This window comes from Aquabacterium sp. UBA2148 (assembly GCF_002328915.1).
GTDB classification, from domain to species: domain Bacteria; phylum Pseudomonadota; class Gammaproteobacteria; order Burkholderiales; family Burkholderiaceae_C; genus Aquabacterium; species Aquabacterium parvum.
In genome coordinates, this window is record NZ_DCXA01000030.1 from 1 (window position 1) to 1,944 (window position 1,944).

General features: G+C 65.2%; 1 protein-coding gene. It reads right to left on the reverse strand.

From position 1 onward, the window contains the following. Window positions 1-1,944, reverse strand: a 1,944-nt coding sequence (locus B2W70_RS01755) for an error-prone DNA polymerase (RefSeq protein WP_286742250.1), incomplete at both ends; no start/stop codon positions are given.

The window sequence follows — 1,944 nt, forward strand, 5'->3', positions numbered from 1 at the left end:
TCACGGCGGGCTGGTCCGTGCGGTGCTCGACCCGGTCATGCGCCTGGGGCCAGACCGCGGGGTCGCTGGCATCGAAGCCGTCTGGCACATCCACCAGCGTGCAATCCCAGTTGCTGTGCACCACGTCAGGCGGCAGCACCACCACGCCATGGCGACGCGCGTCTTGCACCAGCTGGCTGGGCGAGTAAAAGCCCAATGGCTGCGCGTTGAGCAAGCCCGCCAGGAAGGCCGCCGGCTCATGGCACTTGAGCCAGGCGCTGAGGTACACCAGCTTGGCGAAGCTGGCGGCATGAGACTCCGGAAAGCCGTACTCGCCAAAGCCCTCGATCTGGCTGAAGATCTGCTCGGCAAAGGTCTGCGAATGCCCGTTGCGCATCAGGCCCGTGATGACCTTGTCGCGAAAGCGGTGCACCCCACCTTTGCGCCGCCAGGCCGCCATCGAGCGCCGCAGTTCATCGGCCTCGCCGGGCGTGAAGTCCGCCGCCATCACGACGATCTGCATCACCTGCTCCTGGAAGATGGGCACACCCAGGGTGCGCTGCAGCGCCGCCTCAAGCCCATGCGGGTAGGTGACCGATGTGGGGTCCTGCCTGAAGCGTTCACGCGCCTGCAGGTAAGGGTGCACCATGCCGCCCTGGATGGGACCGGGTCGCACCAGCGCCACCTCGACCACCAGGTCGTAGAAGGTGCGGGGGCGCAGCCTGGGCAGCATGCTCATCTGCGCGCGGCTCTCGATCTGGAAGACGCCGATGGTGTCGGCGCGGCAGACCATGTCGTAGGTCGGTCCATCGTCGTCCGGGACGTCCTGCATGCCGAACGGCGCGCCTCGGCGCTGAGACACGAAGTCGAAGGTTTTGCGCAAGGCCGTCAGCATGCCCAGCGCCAGCACGTCCACTTTGAGCAGGCCCAGTGCATCGAGGTCATCCTTGTCCCACTGGATGATGCTGCGCTCGGGCATGGCGGCGTTCTCGATCGGCACCATGCGGCTCAGCGCACCCTTGGCGATGACGAAGCCGCCGGTGTGCTGGCTCAGGTGACGCGGAAAGCCCATCAGCACGCTGCTGAGCTCTTGCCACAGGCGCATGCGGCGCTCACCGGGGTCCAGGCCCAGCTCCTGCATCCGCTCGGTCTGCAGGCCTTTGCCGTCCCACCATTGGTGGTTGGCCGCCACCTTTTCGATCACGTCAGGCGCAAAACCCAGGGCCTTGCCCACGTCGCGCAGCGCGCTGCGGGTGCGGTAGCGGATGACCGTGGCGGTCAGCGCAGCGCGGTCACGTCCGTACTTGTTGTAGAGGTACTGAATGACTTCTTCGCGACGCTCGTGCTCGAAGTCGACATCGATGTCGGGCGGCTCGTTGCGCTCTCGCGAGATGAATCGCTCGAACAGCACGGTGCTTTGCGCCGGGTTGACCTCGGTGATGCCCAGGCAGTAGCAAACGGCCGAGTTGGCAGCGCTGCCACGCCCTTGGCAGAGGATGTGTTGCGAGCGCGCGAAACACACGATGTCGTGCACCGTCAGGAAATACTTTTCGTAGCCCAGTTCGGTGATGAGCTCGAGCTCCTTGTCGATTTGCTGTCTCACCTCTGGGGGCACGCCTTGCGGGTAACGCCAGGCAGCGCCTTCGAGGCTGATGCGGCGCAGGTAGGACGCCGGGGTCTCCCCAAGCGGCACGACCTCTTCTGGGTATTCGTATTTCAGCTCGGACAAGCTGAATTCGCACCGGGCCATGACCTTGAGTGTTTCGGCCAGCAACTCAGGCGGGTATCGCTGGGCCAGTCGCAAGCGACTGCGCAAATGCCGCTCCGCGTTGCGTGCCAGGCTCAAGCCGCATTCTTGAAGTGTTTTGCCCAGGCGGATGGCCGTGAGAACGTCTTGCAGCGGCTGGCGTGAACGCACGTGCATGCGCACATCGCCAGCGGCGACCAGCGGCAGGTGGGCGGCTT